Origin of the sequence: Antarcticirhabdus aurantiaca (genome assembly GCF_009765365.1) — a bacterium.
GTDB lineage: Bacteria > Pseudomonadota > Alphaproteobacteria > Rhizobiales > Rhizobiaceae > Antarcticirhabdus > Antarcticirhabdus aurantiaca.
In genome coordinates this window covers 114,358-130,465 of record NZ_VTOM01000010.1, presented here as the reverse complement: position 1 = coordinate 130,465, position 16,108 = coordinate 114,358, and the positions used below count along the sequence as shown (strand labels likewise).

Annotated in this window: 20 protein-coding genes; 8 read left to right on the top strand and 12 right to left on the bottom strand. The window is 69.9% G+C overall.

Translation table 11 applies throughout. The annotated features are described in order from the left end of the window. Positions 1-2: 2 nt before the first annotated feature. Positions 3-377, bottom strand: a complete 375-nt coding sequence (gene uraH, locus FZN60_RS13920; protein ID WP_158874088.1) for a hydroxyisourate hydrolase — start codon at positions 375-377, stop codon at positions 3-5. 194 nt (positions 378-571) lie between these two features. Between uraH and puuE the strand changes: the two genes are divergently transcribed. From puuE to FZN60_RS13905, 3 genes are all read left to right on the top strand, one after another. Next, positions 572-1,993, top strand: coding sequence for an allantoinase PuuE (gene puuE / locus FZN60_RS13915; protein WP_158874087.1), 1,422 nt, complete (start codon positions 572-574; stop codon positions 1,991-1,993). Continuing rightward, positions 1,990-2,493 carry an ureidoglycolate lyase gene (locus tag FZN60_RS13910; protein WP_158874086.1) on the top strand — a complete coding sequence of 168 codons (504 nt, stop codon included), beginning with the start codon at positions 1,990-1,992 and terminating at the stop codon, positions 2,491-2,493. Before puuE ends, FZN60_RS13910 begins: the two co-directional genes overlap by 4 nt. A 113-nt stretch (positions 2,494-2,606) precedes the next feature. Beyond that, complete coding sequence (locus FZN60_RS13905) at positions 2,607-5,264, top strand: PQQ-binding-like beta-propeller repeat protein (protein ID WP_158874085.1); 2,658 nt, start codon at positions 2,607-2,609, stop codon at positions 5,262-5,264. A gap of 313 nt (positions 5,265-5,577) precedes the next feature. On the opposite strand, the gene FZN60_RS13900 is transcribed toward FZN60_RS13905, so the two are convergent. The 6 genes from FZN60_RS13900 to ureC all read right to left on the bottom strand — a co-directional run bounded on the left by FZN60_RS13900 (position 5,578) and on the right by ureC (position 10,979). After that, positions 5,578-6,912 (bottom strand): 8-oxoguanine deaminase, encoded by a 1,335-nt coding sequence (locus tag FZN60_RS13900; protein ID WP_246726795.1) that lies wholly within the window; start codon positions 6,910-6,912, stop codon positions 5,578-5,580. Between the two features lie 8 nt (positions 6,913-6,920). Continuing rightward, a complete protein-coding gene (gene ureG, locus FZN60_RS13895; RefSeq protein WP_158874084.1) occupies positions 6,921-7,553 on the bottom strand; it encodes an urease accessory protein UreG in 633 nt (210 codons plus the stop codon). Continuing rightward, on the bottom strand, positions 7,550-8,299 hold the full coding sequence (locus tag FZN60_RS13890; protein WP_246726794.1) for an urease accessory protein UreF: 750 nt from the start codon (positions 8,297-8,299) through the stop codon (positions 7,550-7,552). The genes ureG and FZN60_RS13890 overlap by 4 nt, the downstream gene beginning before the upstream one ends. Beyond that, positions 8,214-8,717: an urease accessory protein UreE gene (locus FZN60_RS13885; RefSeq protein WP_158874083.1), complete on the bottom strand. Its 504-nt coding sequence runs from the start codon at positions 8,715-8,717 to the stop codon at positions 8,214-8,216. Before FZN60_RS13885 ends, FZN60_RS13890 begins: the two co-directional genes overlap by 86 nt. A gap of 74 nt (positions 8,718-8,791) precedes the next feature. Next, on the bottom strand, positions 8,792-9,256 hold the full coding sequence (locus FZN60_RS13880; protein ID WP_158874082.1) for a DUF29 domain-containing protein: 465 nt from the start codon (positions 9,254-9,256) through the stop codon (positions 8,792-8,794). A 10-nt stretch (positions 9,257-9,266) separates the two neighbouring features. Continuing rightward, on the bottom strand, positions 9,267-10,979 hold the full coding sequence (gene ureC, locus FZN60_RS13875) for an urease subunit alpha (protein ID WP_158874081.1): 1,713 nt from the start codon (positions 10,977-10,979) through the stop codon (positions 9,267-9,269). A gap of 139 nt (positions 10,980-11,118) precedes the next feature. On the opposite strand from ureC, the gene FZN60_RS13870 reads away from it, so the two are divergent. The 4 genes from FZN60_RS13870 (at position 11,119) to map (ending at position 13,435) form a co-directional block, all read left to right on the top strand. Beyond that, complete coding sequence (locus tag FZN60_RS13870) at positions 11,119-11,592, top strand: hypothetical protein (RefSeq protein ID WP_158874080.1); 474 nt, start codon at positions 11,119-11,121, stop codon at positions 11,590-11,592. Between the two features lie 86 nt (positions 11,593-11,678). After that, the gene (locus tag FZN60_RS13865) at positions 11,679-12,272 is read left to right on the top strand and encodes a hypothetical protein (RefSeq protein WP_158874079.1); all 594 of its coding nucleotides are present in this window, start codon (positions 11,679-11,681) and stop codon (positions 12,270-12,272) included. Positions 12,273-12,447: 175 nt separating this feature from the next. After that, entirely contained in the window at positions 12,448-12,654 is a 207-nt protein-coding gene (locus FZN60_RS13860; protein WP_158874078.1) for a ParD-like family protein, read from the top strand. Position 12,655: 1 nt separating this feature from the next. Further along, positions 12,656-13,435: a type I methionyl aminopeptidase gene (map, locus tag FZN60_RS13855; RefSeq protein ID WP_158874077.1), complete on the top strand. Its 780-nt coding sequence runs from the start codon at positions 12,656-12,658 to the stop codon at positions 13,433-13,435. A gap of 18 nt (positions 13,436-13,453) precedes the next feature. Here map and FZN60_RS13850 read toward each other — a convergent pair whose 3' ends face one another. Genes FZN60_RS13850 through FZN60_RS29150 form a run of 4 tightly spaced genes read right to left on the bottom strand, consistent with a single transcriptional unit; the run spans position 13,454 to position 15,196 of the window. Then, positions 13,454-13,852 (bottom strand): carboxymuconolactone decarboxylase family protein, encoded by a 399-nt coding sequence (locus FZN60_RS13850; protein ID WP_158874076.1) that lies wholly within the window; start codon positions 13,850-13,852, stop codon positions 13,454-13,456. An 11-nt stretch (positions 13,853-13,863) separates the two neighbouring features. Then, positions 13,864-14,706 carry a cyclase family protein gene (locus FZN60_RS13845; protein WP_158874075.1) on the bottom strand — a complete coding sequence of 281 codons (843 nt, stop codon included), beginning with the start codon at positions 14,704-14,706 and terminating at the stop codon, positions 13,864-13,866. Between the two features lie 30 nt (positions 14,707-14,736). Next, the gene (locus FZN60_RS13840; RefSeq protein ID WP_158874074.1) at positions 14,737-15,045 is read right to left on the bottom strand and encodes an urease subunit beta; all 309 of its coding nucleotides are present in this window, start codon (positions 15,043-15,045) and stop codon (positions 14,737-14,739) included. A gap of 25 nt (positions 15,046-15,070) precedes the next feature. After that, positions 15,071-15,196: a hypothetical protein gene (locus FZN60_RS29150; RefSeq protein WP_255475985.1), complete on the bottom strand. Its 126-nt coding sequence runs from the start codon at positions 15,194-15,196 to the stop codon at positions 15,071-15,073. 335 nt (positions 15,197-15,531) lie between these two features. Here FZN60_RS29150 and FZN60_RS13835 point away from each other — a divergent pair, with 335 nt between their 5' ends. Further along, a complete protein-coding gene (locus FZN60_RS13835; RefSeq protein ID WP_158874073.1) occupies positions 15,532-15,792 on the top strand; it encodes a hypothetical protein in 261 nt (86 codons plus the stop codon). 9 nt (positions 15,793-15,801) lie between these two features. On the opposite strand, the gene FZN60_RS13830 is transcribed toward FZN60_RS13835, so the two are convergent. After that, positions 15,802-16,104 (bottom strand): urease subunit gamma, encoded by a 303-nt coding sequence (locus FZN60_RS13830; RefSeq protein WP_158874072.1) that lies wholly within the window; start codon positions 16,102-16,104, stop codon positions 15,802-15,804. Positions 16,105-16,108 lie beyond the last annotated feature (4 nt).

Genomic DNA, 16,108 nt, shown 5'->3' with positions numbered 1-16,108 from the left:
GCTCAACTCCCGCGATAGGTCGAATAGCCGAAGGGCGAGAGGAGCAGCGGCACGTGGTAGTGCCGGTCCTCGGCGATGCCGAAGCGGATCACCACCTCGTCCAGGAACTTCGGGCTCGGCAGGCTCTGCCCCGTGCCGTCGAGATAGGCTCCGGCCTGGAACACCAGCTCGTAGACCCCGTGCGCGAAGCTTGCCTCCGACAGCAGGGGCTCGGGCGCCCGGCCGTCCGCGTTCGTTTCGGTTGCCTTCAGGCTCGTGCGCGCCCCGTTCGCCTCGATGCGGAACAGCTCCACGCCCAGGCCCCGCGCGGGCACGCCCAGCGCGGTGTCGAGAACGTGGGTCGTCAGCCGGCCGGAACCGGCGGTCGAGTCGGCCATGTCGGCGCGCTCCCTTGCTTTTTGACCATCCGGTCAACCACTCTGCACCGCCGGGCCTCGCCCCGTCCAGCGGAAAGGCTGGACCCGTTCCAACCGGCGGTGGTGATGCGAAAAACGGGCGGCACGGCGTGCTTGCCGCTTTTTCGCATTTGCCATACCCCTCGCCCGACACGCGTCCCACGAGGCTGCTTTCCATGACCTCCCGCTATCCCCGTGACCTGCGCGGCTACGGCCGCACCACGCCCGATCCCAAGTGGCCGAACGGCGCCAAGCTCTGCGTCCAGTTCGTCGTGAACTACGAGGAGGGCGGCGAGAACGCGGTGATCCACGGTGACGCGGCGTCGGAAGCTTTCCTGTCGGAAATCGTCGGCGCCGCGCCCTGGCCGGCGCTGCGCCACATGAACATGGAATCGATCTACGAATACGGCGCGCGCGCCGGCTTCTGGCGGCTCTGGCGCATGTTCACGGCCCGCCAGATGCCCGTCACCGTCTACGGCGTCGCGACGGCCCTGGAGCGCTCGCCCGAGCAGGTCGCGGCGATGATCGAAGCCGGTTGGGAGATTGCCAGCCACGGTTTGAAGTGGATCGACTATCGCGACTACAGCCGCGAGGACGAGCGCCGCCACATGGAGGAGGCGATCGAGATTCACAAGGCGGTCACCGGCGAGGCGCCGCTCGGCTGGTACACCGGCCGCTCCTCGCAGCACACGCTGGAGCTCGCCGCCGAGAACGGGTCTTTCCTGTATTCGTCGGACGCCTATGCCGACGACCTGCCCTATTGGCAGGAATGCGAAGCCGGGCCGCTCCTGATCCTGCCCTACACGCTCGACTCCAACGACATGCGCTTCGCGACGCCGCAAGGGTTCAACACGGGCGAGCAGTTCTTCACCTACCTCAAGGACTCTGTCGACGTGCTCCTCGCCGAGGGCCGGGCCGGCGCGCCGAAGATGTTCAATGTCGGCCTTCACTGCCGGCTCGTCGGGCGTCCGGGCCGGGCCGCGGCGCTGGAGCGCTTCCTCGACTACGTCCTGTCGCACGACGACATCTGGGTCGCGACCCGCGCCGACATCGCCCGCCACTGGCGCGAGCACTTCCCCTATGCGCCCGCCCTCAAGCCCAGCCGCATGACGCAGACCGAGTTCGTCGAATATTTCGGCGGCGTCTTCGAGCACTCGCCCTTCATCGCGACGCGCGCCATCGCCGCCGGTCTCCACGACGGCCACGATTCGCCCGCCGGCCTTTCCGGCGCGCTCAACGCAGCCTTCCGCCGAGCCAGCCCCGAGGAGCGTCTCGGCGTTCTCAAGGCCCATCCCGACCTCGCGGGCAAGATGGCGCTGGCCGGCAACCTCACCGCCGACTCCTCCGCCGAGCAGAAAGGCGCCGGGCTCGACCGCCTCACACCCGAGGAGCTGACACGCTTCACCGAACTCAACACGGCCTATCAGGAGAAGTTCGGCTTCCCCTTCATCATCGCGGTCAAGGGCCTGACGAAGGGCGACATCCTCGCCGCCTTCGAGCGCCGCCTTCCCAACGACCGCGAGACGGAGCTCGCCACCGCCGCGCGCGAGGTCGAGACGATCGCGGCCTTCCGCGTGCGCGCGATCTTCGGCGCGTGAGCACGCCCGTGAAGCTCCTGCGCGCCGTTCCCCTCACCGCCGACGCCTTCCGCCCCTTCGGCGAGGTGATCGAGACCGACAACGCCTCCGAGATCCGCCTAATCAACAAGGGCACAACGACCCGCTTCCACGACATCGCCCCCGTCGACGTGTCGTCCGAAGGCGGCCGTCCGCTCATCTCGATCTTCCGCGGCAAGCCGTTCACGCTGCCCGTCACGATCACCATGCTGGAGCGCCATCCCCTCGGCTCCCAGGCCTTCGTGCCGCTGTCGCCCCGCCCCTACCTCGTCGTCGTGGCACATGACGAGGACGGCCGTCCCGGCGCTCCGCTCGCCTTCCTCGCCGCCGACGGCCAGGGCGTCTCCTACGCGCGCAGCACCTGGCACCATCCGCTGATCGCCCTCGGCGACGTGTCGGACTTCCTCGTCGTCGATCGCGGTGGCGCGGGCGACAACCTGCAGGAGTTCGACCTGCCGGAGCCCTTCGCGCTGGAGGCGTGAGCCGCGCAAACATCGATCCCCAGGAGGATTGTGGGCCGCTCGGGGCATTCGCCTCTTGATCGCTCTTCGCATCGCGGCATGTCACGGCCGGACAGGGACATGCGAAGGGCACCATGGCACCGGTACGACACACCGCGCTGACGAGCACCGTCGGCGTCATCCTGGCCGTTCTCGGCCTCGTCCTGCTGGCCGGCGGCGGCTGGCTCGCCTGGCTCGGCGGCTCGCTCTACTACCTCGCGGCCGGGATCGGCTTCGTGCTGACCGGCGCGCTCCTCATCGCGCGCCGCCCCGCCGCCCTTCTGGTCTACGCGCTTCTCGTGCTCGGCACCTTCGTCTGGGCGCTGTGGGAGGTCGGCCTCGACTGGTGGCCGCTCGCCGCGCGCGGCGGCGTCGTCGTCCTCATCGGCCTGTTCCTGATCACGCCGCCGGTCACCCGGCGCCTCGGCATCACCACGGTCGCCGACGCCCTCGACGGCCGCACGCCCCAACCCTCCGCCTTCCGCGGCGCCGGCCTCGCGCTCACCGCCGTTCTCGCCGTGGCGCTCGTCGGCGCGCTCGCCAGCCTCTTCCTCGACCAGCACCGCATCGAGGGCCGCATCGAAACGGCGAACGGTCCGCAACCCGACCCGCGCGGCGTTCCAGCGGAGGGCTGGCAGGCCTATGGCCGCACCTCGGACGGTCAGCGCTACTCGCCGCTCGGCCAGATCACCCCCGAGAACGTGTCCGATCTCCAGGTCGCCTGGCAGTACAACACCGGTGACGTGTCCCAGCCCAACGATCCGGAGGAGACGACCTTCCAGTCCGTGCCCCTGAAGGTCGGCAACCGGCTCTTCCTGTGCACGCCGCACCAGGCCATCGTCGCCCTCGACGCGGGCACGGGCGCCGAGGTGTGGCGCACCGACCTGCAGATCCGCGGCGAGCTGGCGCTCCAACACCTCACCTGCCGCGGCGTGTCCTACAAGCCGCCGACGGGCCTCGCCCCGCCCGCGCCGAGTGCCGCCCTCGACGCACCTGCCGCCGCCACGCAGGTCGCTCAGGCCGCCGTCGCGCCCCAGACGCCGGGATCCGAGACCTCGCCGCCCGCGACCGCCACCACCGGCTCGTCCGAGTCTCCGGCCGAGGCGCAGCGCAGCAACGAGCCCTCAACCTTCCAGGAAACCCCGCCGCTCCCCGACAGCGGCACGCTGCCGCCCACCGACCCGCGCTCGCCGGTCGGCAACCTGCCGCTCGCGGCCAGCGTCCAGCGCACCGTGCCCTTCTGCGACGCCATGCTGTTCATGGCCACCGCCGACGGCCGCCTCGTCGCGCTCGATCCCGAGACCGGCTCGGTCTGCGCCAATTTCGGCGGCGGCGACGGGCAGGTCGATCTGTGGAACGGCATGCCCTACATCAATCCCGGCTCCTATTACTCGACCTCGCCGGCCATCGTCCTCGGCGACCGGGTGATCGTCGGGGGCACCGTTCTCGACAACGTGTCGACCACCGAGCCTTCGGGCGTCATCCGCGCCTATTCCATCCCCTCCGGCGACCTCGTCTGGAACTGGGATTCCGGCAATCCGGTAGACACCGCCCCCCTCCAGCCGGGCGAGGCCTACACGCCGAACTCGCCGAACTCCTGGTCGATCATGAGCGTCGACGAGGCGCTGGGGCTCGTCTACGTGCCGCTCGGCAACCAGCCGCCGGACCAGTTCGGCGGCGACCGCTCCGAGAACGTCGAGCGCTTCTCCTCGTCGGTCGTCGCGTTGCGCATCAGCGACGGCACAGTGGCCTGGCACTTCCAGACCGTCCACCACGACCTTTGGGACTACGACGTTCCCTCCCAACCGACGCTCTTCGACATCGAGCGCGACGGCCAGCGGGTCCCCGCCCTCATCCAGCCGACCAAGCAGGGCGAGCTCTTCGTGCTCAACCGCGAAACCGGCGAGCCGATCCTGCCCGTGCGCGAGGAGCCAGCGCCCCAGGGCGCCGTCCCCGGCGACTTCACGGCACCGACGCAGCCGCACTCGGCCCTGTCCTTCAACCCGCCGGCACTGACCGAGACGGACATGTGGGGCGCGACGCTGTTCGACCAGCTCGCCTGCCGCATCGCCTTCCATCAGCATCGTTACGAGGGCCGCTTCACGCCGCCGAGCCTGGAAGGTTCGATCATCTATCCCGGCAATTTCGGCGTCTTCAACTGGGGCTCGGTCGCCGTCGACCCAGTGCGCCAGATGGTCTTCGCGACGCCGACCTATCTCGCCTTCACCTCCAAGCTGATCCCGCGCCCGAACCCCGACGCGCTCGTGGTCACCGACGGCGCGCCGGAAGGCCCGCTGCCGGCCCTCAACGAGAACTTCGGAGCCCCTTATGCCGTCGAGATGGGCCCGTTCATGTCGCCGATCGGCGTTCCTTGCCAGGCGCCGCCTTGGGGCTACGTCGCGGGCGCTGACCTTTCCACCGGCGAGATCCGCTGGATGCACAAGAACGGCACGGTCCGCGACCTGACGCCGGTGCCGCTACCCATTCCGATGGGTGTCCCGGGCCTCGGCGGCGCGGTCCTCACCGCGTCCGGTCTCGCCTTCTACTCCGGCACGATCGACTATTACGTGCGCGGCTACGACGTGACGACCGGTGCCGAGGTCTGGAAGGCCCGCCTTCCCGCCGGCGGCCAGTCGACGCCGATGACCTACGAAGAGGGCGGCCGCCAGTTCCTAGTGGTGACGGCAGGCGGCCACGGCTCGCTCGGCACCAAGCGCGGCGACGCGGTGATCGCCTACGCCCTGCCGCAGTAGGCGGGGCGGCGACGCTGCTCCCTTCTCCCCTCCGGGGAGAAGGTGCCGGCAGGCGGATGAGGGCTCGAAGGTCGCGACGCGTCCACCGCCCCCTTCTCCCGTTCCGGGAGAAGGTGCCCCGTAGGGGCGGATGAGGGTATCCAGCTGGCTCGACCGTTTGCGGCGCCACGCAGCTGAACCGCTGGCATACTTCGTCCGCGGACCCGCCTGCGCCCTACGAAGCCCTCACCCGGCCGCGATGCCTCCGCATCGCAGCCACCCTCTCCCGAAACGGGAGAGGGTTCGGCGCCTCTTCCGGTCCTGCCGCGAAATGTCACGCGAACTGCAGCGCCGCCGCCCCGTGCTCGCGTCTCAGCCGCTCGACATCCACGCCCACCGGCAGCCCGTCCACGACCCGCCAATCACCTCGGACCATCACCCGGTCCGCCCGTGTCGCTCCGCACAACACCAGCGCGGCGATCGGATCGTGCGCCCCCGAGAAGCGCAGCTCGTCCAGCCGGAACAATGCGAGGTCGGCCTGCATGCCCACCGCGATGCGTCCGATGTCGTCGCGCCCCAGGCACGCCGCCGAGCCCTCCGTGCCCATCCGCAGCACGTCGCGCGCCGTCACGGCCTCGGCCGAGCGGTAGTTCAGCCGCCCCACCATCAGCGCATGCCGCGCCGCCTCAATGAGGTTCGACGCGTCGTTGGAGGCCGAGCCGTCGACGCCGAGCCCCACCGGCGAGCCGGCCGCCCGCAATTCATTCACCGGGCAGAAGCCGGAGGCGAGCACCGCGTTCGAGGCCGGGCAGTGGCAGACGCCGACCTTGTGCGCGCCCAGCCGCCGGCACTCCTCCGTGGTGAAGTGGATGCCGTGCGCGAGCCAGGTGCGGGTGCCGAGCCATCCCACCTCCTCCAGGTAGTCCACCGGCCGGCACCCGAACACCTCCTCGCAGAACCGGTTCTCGTCCTCCGTCTCGCCGAGATGCGTGTGGAGCCGGCAGTCGTGGCGCTCGGCCAGCTCGGCGCTCTGCCGCATAAGGCTCTTCGTCACCGAGAAGGGCGAGCAGGGCGCGAGGGCAATCCGCACCATCGCGCCTTCGGAGAGGTCGTGATGCCGCCCGATCAGCCGCTCGCAGTCGGCGAGGATCTCGTCCTCGTCCTGCACCACCGAATCCGGCGGCAGTCCGCCGTCCTTGACGCTGAGGTTCATCGAGCCGCGTGTCAGCGTCACGCGCATGCCCAGCGCCTGCGCCTCCTCCGCCTCGATGTCGATGGCGTGTCCCAGCCCCTCGGGGAAGAGGTAGTGGTGGTCCGCGGCGGTCGTGCAGCCGGACATCAGGAGCTCGGTCAGGGCGAGGCGCACCGACAGGCGGAACGCATCCGGGTCGAGCCGCGCCCAGATCGGGTAGAGCGCCTGGAGCCAGGGAAACAGCTCCTTGTCGATCGCCTGCGGGTGCGCCCGCGTCAGCGTCTGGTAGAAGTGATGGTGCGTGTTGATCAGCCCTGGCAGCAGCACGTGCTCGCGCGCGTCGAAGCGCGCATCCACCGGCCCGACCGGCGCCGCGCCCTTCGGGACCAGCTCGGCGATCCGCCCGTCCTCGACGACGATGCCGTTCTCCGCGCCGTCGGCGAGAACCGCGAGCGGGCTTTCGATGAAGAGGCGCACGGGTTCCCTCAGGCGGCCGAGGACAGGGCGCGCAGCCCGCCGTGGCGCGCCAGGAAGTCGAGGATCGCCTCCACCCCGACCGAGCGCGACAGGTCGGCGAACACCGTCTCCCGCGAGCCCCGCCCCTTGGCCGCGTCGCGCGCCATGCGCTCGAGGTCCGCGCCGACGTAAGGCGCGAGGTCCGTCTTGTTGATCACCAGGAGGTCCGAGCGCGTGATCGCCGGCCCGCCCTTTCGCGGGATGTCGTCGCCCTGGCAGACGGAGATGACGTAGATCGACAGGTCCACGAGGTCCGGCGAGAAGGTCGCGGCGAGGTTGTCGCCGCCCGATTCCACCAGGATCAGGTCGAGCCCGGCATGGCGCCGGTTCAGCTCGCGGATCGCAGCGAGGTTCAGCGAAGCGTCCTCGCGGATCGCCGTGTGCGGGCAGCCGCCCGTCTCGACGCCGATGATTCGATCGGCGGGGAGCACCTGCATGCGCGTCAGCGCCTCGGCGTCCTCCACCGTGTAGATGTCGTTCGTCACCACGCCGATCGACCAGCGCTCGCGGGCGGCCTGGGAAAGCTTGGCCACCAGCGTCGTCTTCCCCGAGCCCACGGGGCCGCCGATGCCGACGCGAAGGGGGCCGTGTCTGCTGGTCATGATCGGAAGAGCCTCGGCTGGAGCGTTTCGTGCCGCATCGCGGCGATATCCGACCATAGCGCCGCCTGTCCGAGATCGTCCAGGCTCGCCGCCTCGGCCTGCCGCGCTGCGGCCAGCAGCGCCGGCTCCAGCTCGCGCGACACGGCCACGGCCTGGCTCTGCCCGAGCGGCACCAGCCGCACCGCCACCGATAGGAGGTTGGCGGCGAAGGCGTGGGCGAAGGCAACCAGCGCATCGCCGAGCAGAACGCCGTTCGCCGCCGCCACCCGCGCCACCGCCAACGGATAGGGCGCGGCGTCCGTTTCGCTCCAGGGCGCGGCCGCCGCCGCGAAGGCCTCGCCCAGCGCCGCCGTTTCGGCCCGCCGCTCGGCGCTGCCGGCAAGCGCGAGCGCCAGTTCGCCGACCTCTGCCAAGCCCGCCTCGTCCCTCGCCGCTGCGCACCGGTAGGCCACGGCGAACAGCACGAGGTCGTTCCAGCCGCTGCCGCGCGTCACCAGCGCCGCGATCCAGCCGCGCACCGATGCCGCGTCGCTCAGGCGCCCCTCCGCGATCGCCGCTTCCAGCCCGTGGCTCCAGCCGAAGGCTCCCACCGGAAAGGCCGGCGACAGCCACGTCAACAGCCGCAGCAGCGCCGCCCGGCGGTCCGCTTCGCCGGCCGCTTCAGTCGTGGTCGTGGTCATGCCCGTGATGATGGTGGTGGCCGTGATCGTGCGCATGGCCGTGGCCAGCGAGGTTCGCGCCGGCATAGGCGCCGCCTTCCGGGTCGAACACCGCCTCGATCTCCTCGACACGGCCGCCGAGCCCTTCCAGCATGTCGCGGATCACCCGGTCGCGGCGGATCAGGATCGTGCCCTCCCCCATCGCCGCCGGCAGGTGCCGGTTGCCGATCTGCCAGGCGAGCGCCAGGAGCGCCCGCGGGCTCGCGGCCGACACGGAGTAAAGCTCCTCAGGCTTGGCCTTCACCGCTACCAGTCGCCCGTCATCCAGCTCGATGGCGTCGCCGTCGAGCAGCAGCCGCGCCTCGGGCAGGTCGAGAAGGAAGGCGATGCCGCCGTCCGAGACCATGGCCATGCGCCGGCGGTGGCGCATCTCCTCGTCCAGCGTGATCGTGTCCGCCGCCTCGTCCCAGTCGCCCCGATGCCTGACGCTGCTTCCGACGATCATGATGCACCCCCGCGAACTGCCGCTCGCTCAAATACGGCATCGGAAAGGATGCCACCAGCGGCCGGCCGCTGCAGTCACGCGTCGCCGGGCAAGAAGGCCGTATCGATGATCTCGTCGATCGTCCACGGGCATGCGGCAGGGAAAACACTGCTCGGCAGACGGGTCTCGTCGACCGCATCCTCGATCGCCTTGTCGTAGACTTCGGCGAGAATCTCGCCAGGAAGAGCTTTCAGACTCGGACTATCATCAAGCACCGACTCGATTTGCCGTCGCTGCTCTCGGATCGTCTGTCGCCAACCCACCTTCCGTCGGCTTGCTTGGTATTGCCATTTCAAAAGATGCGCGAGGAGCACGCGAAGCCGGTTCCGGATCTCCCGCTTCTGGCTCGACCCCAAACTTTCGATCTCCTCGGCGGCATTGTCCCAATCAATCGCGTTGTGCGCCCGCGCTCTCAGCTTCGCCGCCTGGTCCTGGGTCCAGGCGTAGAAGTCGCGCTCGTAGAGGTCGTCGGGCTCGGAAGCAGGCTTGGGTTTGGCCATGCCCGTCAGCCTAGAACAGGAAGTAGCGCTGCGCCATCGGCAGCACGGTCGCCGGCTCGCAGGTCAGGAGCTCGCCGTCGGCGCGCACCTCGTAGGTCTCGGGGTTCACCTCGATGTGCGGGGTCAGGTCGTTGAGGATCATCGAGGCCTTGGAGATCCCGGAGCGCGTGTTCTCAACCGCCACGAACGCCTTCTCGCAGCCGAGCCGCTCGCGAAGCCCGTCCTCTGCGGCGAAGCGCGACACGAAGGACACGCCGCTCGCGCCCACCGCCTTGCCGAAGGCGCCGAACATCGGGCGGTAGTGCACCGGCTGGGGCGTCGGGATCGAGGCGTTGGGGTCGCCCATGGGCGCGGCGACGATGGTGCCGCCGAGGAGGACCATGGCCGGCTTCACGCCGAAGAAGGCCGGGTCCCAGAGCACGAGATCCGCGCGCTTGCCCGCCTCCACCGAGCCGATCTCCTTCGACAACCCTTGCGCGATCGCCGGGTTGATCGTGTACTTCGCGACGTAGCGGCGGACGCGCAGGTTGTCGTTGTCGCCGGTCTCGCCGGAGAGGCTCCCGCGCTGCTTCTTCATCTTGTCGGCGGTCTGCCATGTGCGGATGATCACCTCGCCGACGCGCCCCATCGCCTGGCTGTCGGACGCGATGATCGAGAAGGCGCCGATGTCGTGGAGGATGTCTTCGGCGGCGATCGTTTCTTTCCGGATGCGCGATTCGGCGAAGGCGATGTCCTCGGGGATCGAGGCGTCGAGGTGGTGGCAGACCATGAGCATGTCGAGATGCTCTTCCAGCGTGTTCGCCGTGTAGGGCCGCGTCGGATTGGTCGAGCCGGGCAGGACGTTCGGCAGGCCGCAGACCTTGATGATGTCCGGCGCGTGGCCGCCGCCCGCTCCTTCCGTGTGGAAGGCATGGATGGTGCGCCCCTTGAAGGCCGCGACCGTGTTCTCGACGAAGCCGGATTCGTTCAGCGTGTCGGTGTGGATCATCACCTGGACGTCGAAGTCGTCCGCCACCGACAGGCAGCAGTCGATCGCCGCCGGCGTCGTGCCCCAGTCCTCGTGGAGCTTCAGCGCGCCGGCGCCGGCCCGGATCATCTCCTCCAGAGCCGCGGGCTTCGACGCGTTGCCCTTGCCGGACAGGACCACGTTCATCGGAAAGGCGTCGAGCGACTGCAGCATGCGCGCCATGTGCCAGGGGCCGGGCGTGCAGGTCGTCGCCAGCGTGCCGTGCGCCGGCCCCGTGCCGCCGCCGATCATGCAGGTGACGCCGGAGAACAGCGCCTCCTCGATCTGCTGCGGACAGATGAAGTGGATGTGGCTGTCGACGCCGCCGGCGGTCAGGATCTTGCCCTCGCCCGCGATCGCCTCCGTGCCCGGCCCGACGACGATCGTCACGCCCGGCTGCATGTCCGGATTGCCGGCCTTGCCGATCGCCGCGATGCGGCCGTCCTTGAGCCCGACATCCGCCTTGTAGATGCCGGTATGGTCGAGGATCAGCGCGTTGGTGATGACCGTGTCGACCGCGCCCTCGGCTCGGCTTGCCTGGGACTGGCCCATGCCGTCGCGGATCACCTTGCCGCCGCCGAACTTCACCTCCTCGCCATAGGTCGTGAGGTCGCGCTCCACCTCGACGATCAGGTCCGTGTCGGCCAGCCGCAGCCGGTCCCCGGTGGTCGGGCCGAACATGGCGGCGTAGGAGGAGCGGGCGATGCGTGCGGCCATGGCGAGAACTCTTGCTCCGCTTGGGTGTTCGAACCGCCCGCGAACCGTTTCGCAGGCGCACAACGAAACCATAAGCGGCTCTCAAAGGCTTGTCTCGGCCGATCTCGCGCCCGGCGCCGGAACGCCCCATATAGAGGGCATGTCCCCGAGCCCCGTCGAGAAAACGTCCCTCATCCGCATCCCTGCCGCGAGCCTGCCGGGGGCGCTTCTGATCGCCGCCCTGCTCGTCGGCGGGCCTGCCGCCGCGCAGCCCTTCGATCCGGGTCCCGCCGGCACGGCCGTCGGCTCCTCCATGTCCGGCGCGCGGATCGGCGCCGGCCGCGCTCCGCCGGCGCCGCGCATTCCCGGCGCCGAAGTCTTCGGCGACACGGTGGAGGAGCGCACCTACGGCCGCGCCTTCGACGACAGCTACCTCACGCCCGAAGTCCCGCGCGGAAGATCGGAAACGCCGATCGAGCTTCGGGCGACCGAGGGGCGCTCCGAGCTCAACGGCGTCAATGCCGGGGCCTTCGCGCGGGGTCAGGCCGATATCGGCACCAGCTCCGTCACCCGGCCGAGCCTCGGCGGCCGGCGCATCGTCGCGCCCGAGGGGCGCGCCCGCATCCGCAGGTAGAGAAGCGGAACTCCGGCCGGTCGAGGCGCATTGATTTCAGGATCATCGGATTCCGGGCCCCGCCCGGGCAGAACGGGACGTTCGTCATGAGCCGCCTTGCCTTCAGTCTCGCCGCCGTCTGCGCGCTCGCCCTGGCCGCGCCGGCCAGTGCCCAGATTTCGGGAAGCTCGGGAGGCAGCGGCAATGTCGGCGGCTCGTCCGGCGGCATCAGTGGCAGCGGCTCGGCCACGGGCTCGAGCGTCGGCGGCAGCAGCATCGTCGGCGGCAGCGTCGGGAGCGGCGGTGCCGGCAGCGGCATCGGGGGAGGCTCCAGCCTTTCCACGACCAATAGCGGCCTTGGTGGCACGGGCGGCGCCGCGATCGGCGACGACGCGGTCGGCTCCGCCTCCTCCACCAGTTCCGTGTCCGGTACGGGCGGCGCGAACGCGGGCAACCCGGCCGACAGCACCGCGCTCACCGCGACCGAGGGCGACACCTCGATCAACTCGACCAACGTCGACGCCATCGCCCGCACCGGCAACCAGACGGCCGCCACGACCATCGGCGGCACCGGCGTCGCTCCGATCGGTGGCGGCTCTCTGCCCGGCGCCGGCCCCAATGCCGACTACGACATCCGCCTGCCCCCGGTGGGCGTCGACCTGTCTCAGATCCGCCGGGGTCTTACCGCCGGCGAGTTCTGATCCCGCCAGGCCGGCGGCGCTGCCGGCCATCCGCCTCCGAAGGGCCGCGAGCGCGTACGTCGCTCGCGGCCCTTCGCATGTTCGAGCCCTGACACCCGCCCGCGACATTGCTCGGATTGTCACTCCAGGCTACATAGCATATACGTTTCATATGTTCCCGCACCCGGAGACCATCATGGGCATCGTGAAGATCGACGACCAACTTCACGAGGACGTCCGGAGGGCCAGCACCGTGATGTGCCGCTCCATCAACGCGCAGGCCGAGTTCTGGATGAAGATCGGCATGCTCGCCGAGTCGAATCCGACCCTGTCCTTCAACGACATCGTCAGGAGCCAGCTGAAGGCCGCGCAGGCCCTCCCGGCGCCGCGGGCAGTCGCGTGACATGGTGAAGAGCCCGGACGAGCTCACGCTCATGCGCCTCTCCGGCCGGATGCTGGCGTCCGTCTTCGAGATGCTCGAAGGGATCCAACTCGCGGGACTGTCGACCCTGGCGATCGACGACCTCGTCGAGCGCTTCATCACCGTGGATCTCGCGGCCCGCCCGGCGAGCAAGGGGCAGTACGGCTTCCGGCACGTCCTGAACTGCTCGATCAACGACGTGGTTTGTCACGGCGTGCCGAGCGCCGACGAGATCCTGCGCGACGGCGACATCGTCAACCTCGACGTCACGCTCGAGAAGAACGGCTTCATCGCGGATTCCAGCAAGACCTTCATCGTCGGCGACGCGTCGCCTGCGGCCCGGCGCCTCGTTCGCGTCGCCCGCGAAGCCTTGTGGAAGGGAATCGGCCAGGTGCGGCCCGGCGCGCATCTGGGCGACATCGGCGCCGCCATCGAGCGCCACGCCAAGGCCGCCGGCTATCCGGTCGTACGCGAATATTGCGGCCACGGCATCGGGCGCGACATGCACGAGGAGCCGCAGGTGGTCCATTTCGGCCGGCCGGGCACGGGCATGAAGCTGCGCGAGGGCATGGTCTTCACGATCGAGCCGATGATCAACCAGGGCACCCGCGAGGTCTCGACCGACGACGACGGGTGGACGGTCCGCACCGACGACGGCAAGCTGTCCGCTCAGTTCGAGCACACCGTCGCGGTGACGCGGACGGGCGTCGAGGTCCTGACGCTGCGCCGCGACGAGGCGCAGGCGCGTGCGCGCGGCGTCTGAGCACCGCGCGCGGGACCGTCAGGCCTGGAACTCCGGGTCCACCGGAACCTGCAGCGCGTTGACAAGCTGGTTGGTCTTCGCCGCGAGGCCGATCACCGCCAGCATCTCGCCATGGGCGGCGTCGGTGAGGCCCTTGGCCCGCGCCGCCGCCGTGTGGGAATGGATGCAGTAGGAGCAGCCGTTCGTCACCGACACGGCGATGTAGAGCATCTCGCGCGTCAGCGGGTCGAGGGTGCCCGGCGCCACCATCACCGCCTTCACCTCCGCCCAGACGCTCGCGAGCTGCACGGGGTCGCAGGCGAGCGCCCGCCAGAAGTTGTTGACGAAATCCGAGCCGCGGGTCGTCCGGATATCGTCGAAGACGGCGCGCACCGCCTCGCTCGCTTCCTCATCCGCGATCAGCCGCACCGTCGCCATCGCGCGCCCCCTCAAACCAGCGCGAAGACGCGCGCCGGACCACCGGTGCCGCCGCGATGCTTGGGTGCGCCGAGGATGATCGTCGCGCCGCTCGCCGGCAGGGCATCGAGCCCCGCGCAGCATTCGAGGCCCCAGCGGCCCGCCGAGAGCCAGGCCATGTGGGTCGCGAAATCGGCCGAGATGCCGAAATCGAGCGACAGCGAGTCGACGGCGATACCGACCGCCGAACCCTCCAGCAGCATGGCCGCGACGTCGGGATGGAAGCCGGGAAAGTGCATCGTGCCGGACGCATCGGCGTTGCGGAACTTGGGCGTGCCGACATGGGCGGCCCAGCCGGAGTTCATCGCGACGACGCAGCGCTCGGGCAGCTCGCCGTTCGCCGACACCCAGGCCTTGATATCGTCCGGCGTGACCTGCGCGTCGGCGCTCTCGGCGGCCTTGGCGCGGATGTCGACGATCGCCAACGGCGCCATGAGGTCGGCGACGGGCAGCTGGTCCACCGACAGGCCGTCGGGCGAGAAATGCAGCGGCGCGTCCATGTGCGTGCCGGTGTGCTCGTCGATGCGCAGGTCGAAGAGGTTGTAGCCGTCCTTTTCGACCCGGTACCGCTGGTCCATGAAGAACTGCTGCTGGCCGGAAAAGGTCGGAAACTCCGGATCCAGCGTGTGCGTCAGGTCGGCGAGCGCCGTGCCGCGCACCTCGCGCGTCGCGGCGGGCGCAGCCGTCTGGGTCTGGGCGAGCGCCGCGCCCGCCGGCATCACCGCCGCCGCACCGGCTGCGGCGCCGAGGCCGAGGAGCCCCCGGCGGCTCAGCATGGAGCGCTTGACCTCGTCGATCACGCAGGCGTCGCACATGGATGCGTCCTTTTCTTGCCGCCGCCGGCTTCAGCCGAGCGGGCCCATGACCTGTCCGTTGAAGCCGTAGACCTCGCGCCCGCCGCCGACCGCGACCAGCGTCACCTCGCGCGACTGGCCCGGCTCGAAGCGGACCGCCGTTCCCGCCGCGATGTCGAGGCGCATGCCGCGCGCCGCCGCGCGGTCGAAGGACAGTGCCGGGTTGGTTTCGGCGAAGTGGAAGTGCGAGCCGACCTGCACCGGCCGGTCGCCGGCGTTGGCGACGGTCAGCGTCACCGTCTCGCGCCCCTCGCTGAGGACGATCTCGCCCTCCTTCACGAACATCTCGCCCGGTATCATCGCGCGTATCCTTCCCGAAATCGGTTCAGCCGAGGAGCGGGCGCGGCGGGCCGGCGAGAAGCGAGCCGTCAGAGCCCTGGCCGAGATGGGCAGGAAGCGGCCTCGCGCCGACAATCAGCATCGTCGCGGCCGTCGCCCACCGGTCGAGCATGTCGCCCCCCGCATCGCCGATCCGCCCGGCGCGTCGTCAAGTCTTGCGAAACTATGCGGAGGATTCGCGAGCCTGTCAAAGCGGCGGTGAAGGCGATCTTCACCCGTTTCCGGCAAGTTGATCCTGTTCCAGGACGGGATACCGGTCGAACCGAAGAGGCAGGCCGGCAAACCTTTCGGAAACAAAAGAATTCTCCGCGTCATTATGCGGAAACAGGAGACGTGCAAGTTCTTCGACACAACAGGTAGCACGACGCCGGTCCCTGTCGCCCGAAGCCGCACGCAAGCGGACGGGCAGGCGCGGAACCACCGGCGCATGCTGGAGAGACGACGACGATGACCGCCCGCCTTCCGGCCATCCTGGCCGGTGCCCTTCTGATTCTCGGCGCCACCTCCGTGGCCATCGGCGATTCGGCGCCGACGATCCTGCGCGTCGTGACCATGGATGGCGCGAGCAACATGGCCTACTATTCGGTGATCGAGCGCCGCTACATCTTCCTCGACCGTGCCTCGCTGCAGGCCGCGGCGCAGGTCACCCACGCCGCGACCGACGTCGAGGCGGTCGGCACGGTCGCGGACGGCAACGTCGCGCGCTGAGCGCGGCCGTCAGCGAACCGGCTGGTGGACGGTGACGAGCTTGGTGCCGTCCGGGAAGGTCGCCTCCACCTGGACGTCGTGGATCATCTCGGCGATCCCCTCCATGACCTGATCGCGGCCGACGACGTGGGCGCCCGCCTCCATCAGGTCGGCGACGCTGCGCCCGTCGCGCGCGCCCTCCACGACGAAGTCGGTGATGAGGGCGATCGTCTCCGGGTGGTTCAGCTTGACCCCGCGCGCCAGCCGCTTCCTCGCGACCTCGGCGGCCATGGCGACGAGAAGCTTGTCCTTTTCCCGCGGCGTGAGCTGCATCGGC